We start from the raw sequence: 3,490 nt of genomic DNA on the forward strand, positions 1-3,490 counted from the left end.
CCTTAATTAAGATTTAAAGAACATATTTTTGTACTGTTTCATTTACTTTTGATTTTAATTCTTCTTTTATGACAAATTCAAAACTGTAATTAGGTGAGAAAAATGTATTAACTTTAAATTGAATAGTAGTTGGTAATATCCAACTATAACTTTGAACTTTAGACCATTTGTAAAATTTACCAGAACGATATATCCCATTTTCTCTTATTCCTGAACTTTCCAAAATCCCTATTAGATTAAAAATTGCTAATTCAATCCACATTATATTATTTAAAATATCAATATAAGCGTTATTCCTATAGTTTATATACCCTATTATACCAAAAGCTATAATCATCAAAACCCAAAATATAATCATTGCAACCCAAAAAATAGTCGAAAATCTACTTTGCTTTGCGTTTATAATAAGTTTTCTATGCTGGATTACTTTATATAATTTTATTATTATTAGTATTAAAACAAAAATAATCATAATCACATATAATTTTTTAATAGTATCCATTGATATCCCCTCCGAAAAAGCTATTTCTTTATCAATAATCCCACTTAAATTATAACATGTTTTCTATAATTTTGAAATGCAACTTATTACTGTAGTATATATATGAACCCGTTGGATTGATTTAGAGAGGCATCAATTTTAATTTCCAATATGACAATATTCCCTTAATTTAGTAAAAACAATATGATAGAATGAAGTTATTGAGGATTTAAATAATAAATTGTAAAACCTTGCAGTGAGATGAATATGGTTAAGAATAAGAAGTGAATTTATAAAGAATATTATTAAGGGGGAGTGATATAATGAGTAAATTTGGAGAATGCGCATTAAAATCTTTAAAATTAATCTTAGAAGATAATAGCTTAACTCCAAGAGAAGCTTGGCAAATAGTATCAATAGAATTATTCGGAGAAGGGACAAGTAGTCAGAGAAAAGTATGTCCTAAAAGTACTTTTCTTGGACTGTGTGAAGAAGGCCTAGTTAAGGGGATAGAAAAGGGAAAGTACACCGCTTCGAAAAAAAACAAATATTATGGCCTTACCGCAGTTGGTATTTTAGAGAAGAACATGCATAAGATATTTGAAGCTGAAGAACTGTGGAGTCTGGTAACTGATAATAAGGAACATGATGGACAGATGGATATTGTATTGGAACTTTGGGAGAATGGAATGATATTTAAAAAATAATCTGTAACTAATCAGTAAAAATAACTTTATAAAATGGGTTTAAAAAGTTTAAAAGAACTGTTATAATGTAAACATACAAAATCAAGTTAAGGATACTAGAGTGGCGATATATTACTGCTGCACTAAATACAATGATATGTGGTGAAAATTATGTTAAATTATAAAAACAACATAAATCAAGACACAATAAAAGATTCAAACAGAAAGAAAATACTTAATCTTATTGCTGAAAAAAGGGAGTATACTAAACAAAATATTTCAAAAGAAATTGGTGTTAGTATTCCCACGGTAATTGCAAATGTTAATGAGCTAATAAAAGAAGGTTTAGTTGAAGAGGCTGGGGTTGAAGGATCAACAGGTGGAAGAAAACCTATTATTGTTAGATTCTTACCAAATTCTAAATATTCATTTGGAGTAGAATTTACATTAAATAATGTTAGAATTATTTTAATTAATCTTGAAGCCGAGATAAAATTTGATGCTAGTTTTAAGGTTCACGATTTTAAAAATATGGATGATATTATGGAGAAAATTCATGGAATCATTAATAACATGCTTGGCGAAAAAAAAGTTAATCATAAGGATATTCTTGGCATCGGGTTTTCACTTCCGGGTACAGTTAATGAAGAAAGCTTAATTCTTGAACTAGCACCAAATATAGGACTTGAAAATGTTAGCTTTAGCAGGTTTGTTAAGATATTACAGTTTCCTATATATCTAGAGAATGAAGCTAACTCAGCTGCTTTTGGTGAGTTAACTCTAGGTATTGCTAAAAAAATGAGGAATCTAGTTTATATTTCTATTAATGAAGGTATAGGCGCCGGTGTTGTAATTCAAGATCATCTTTATAAAGGAAAAAATAAAAGAGCTGGAGAACTCGGACATATGACTATTGTGGCTAATGGTAAGCCTTGTAATTGTGGGAGAAAAGGATGCCTTGAGCAATATGCATCTAAGAAATCTTTAATGGAAGATTATAATTCGAAAAGTTTAAATCCTGTAGACACATTAAAAGAGTTTTTCTCAAGAGTGCAGCAAAAGGAAACTATTGCAATGATATCACTCCAAAATTATATAAATTATCTTGCTATAGGGATTCAAAATATTGTACTTATCTTTGATCCACATTATGTGGTTTTAGGTGGAGAAATAAGTGACTTTTCAGAGTACTATCTTGTGGATTTAAAAGAAAAAGTCTTTGTGGAAAATAGTTTTTATGGTGATACTAATCTTAAAATATTTACATCAAAACTAAAAAAAGATTCTTCCATATTAGGCGCAGCGCTACTACCCTTGCAAAATTTATTTTCAGTAAATGAAAAAAATATTTAGGAGGAGATTTTATGACCTATGTGTTAGGAATAGATATAGGAACTTCAGGTACAAAAACTATATTGTTTGATCAAAAAGGTAATAATATTTCAAGTTCTGCACAGGAGTACCCTTTATATCAACCAGAAATCGGATGGGCTGAGCAAAAACCCGAAGATTGGTGGGATGCAGTAGTCGCTACAATAAGCAACGTAATACAAAAAAGCGGAGTAAACATTGAAGATATTAAAGGAATAGGTCTATCTGGACAAATGCATGGTTTGGTTATGCTAGATAAAGATGGAAAGGTGTTAAGACCTTCAATAATATGGTGCGATCAAAGAACATCAGATGAATGCGAGGAAATAACAAAACTAGTTGGCGCTGAGAGATTAATTGAAATAACAGCTAATCCTGCATTAACAGGTTTTACTGCCTCTAAAATTATGTGGGTTAAGAAACATGAACCAGAGATTTATGAAAAAACTTATAAAATACTTCTTCCAAAAGATTATATAAGATTTATGCTTACTGGAGACTTTTGTACAGAAGTATCAGATGCCAGTGGGATGCAGCTTTTAGATGTTCCTAACAGAAATTGGAGCGAAGAGGTATTAGAAAAACTTCATATTAACAAGTCCTTACTTGGGAAAGTTTATGAATCACAAGAAGTAACTGGAACAGTTAATAAAGAGGCCGCAAAACTTACAGGACTTAAAGAAGGAACAAAGGTAGTTGGAGGCGCAGGAGATCAAGCTGCTGGAGCTATAGGAAATGGTATCGTTAGACCAGGGGTAGTTTCTTCTACTATTGGTACTTCAGGAGTAGTATTCGCACATACTGATAAAATTACTATAGATAAAAAAGGTAGGGTACATACCTTTTGTCATGCGGTGCCAGGTGCTTGGCATATCATGGGAGTTACTCAAGCAGCAGGATTGTCTTTAAAATGGTTTAAAGATAATTTATGTGGACTAGAAAATAAGAATTC

The 3,490-nt window shown here is 30.6% G+C and carries 4 protein-coding genes; 3 read left to right on the forward strand and 1 reads right to left on the reverse strand.

Annotated features, from left to right (window positions below):
* Positions 1-13: 13 nt before the first annotated feature.
* Positions 14-502, reverse strand: a complete 489-nt coding sequence (locus JJE11_RS16705; protein WP_291637655.1) for a hypothetical protein — start codon at positions 500-502, stop codon at positions 14-16.
* A 302-nt stretch (positions 503-804) separates the two neighbouring features.
* Here JJE11_RS16705 and JJE11_RS16710 point away from each other — a divergent pair, with 302 nt between their 5' ends.
* The 3 genes from JJE11_RS16710 to xylB form a co-directional block, all read left to right on the forward strand.
* Positions 805-1,188: a hypothetical protein gene (locus JJE11_RS16710; protein ID WP_291637657.1), complete on the forward strand. Its 384-nt coding sequence runs from the start codon at positions 805-807 to the stop codon at positions 1,186-1,188.
* A 150-nt stretch (positions 1,189-1,338) separates the two neighbouring features.
* Positions 1,339-2,520 carry an ROK family transcriptional regulator gene (locus tag JJE11_RS16715; protein ID WP_291637659.1) on the forward strand — a complete coding sequence of 394 codons (1,182 nt, stop codon included), beginning with the start codon at positions 1,339-1,341 and terminating at the stop codon, positions 2,518-2,520.
* 11 nt (positions 2,521-2,531) lie between these two features.
* On the forward strand, positions 2,532-3,490 hold a 959-nt coding region (xylB, locus tag JJE11_RS16720), incomplete at its 3' end, for a xylulokinase (RefSeq protein WP_291637661.1).

It is taken from the genome of Clostridium sp. (assembly GCF_016650095.1).
Classification (GTDB): domain Bacteria; phylum Bacillota; class Clostridia; order Clostridiales; family Clostridiaceae; genus Clostridium_AD.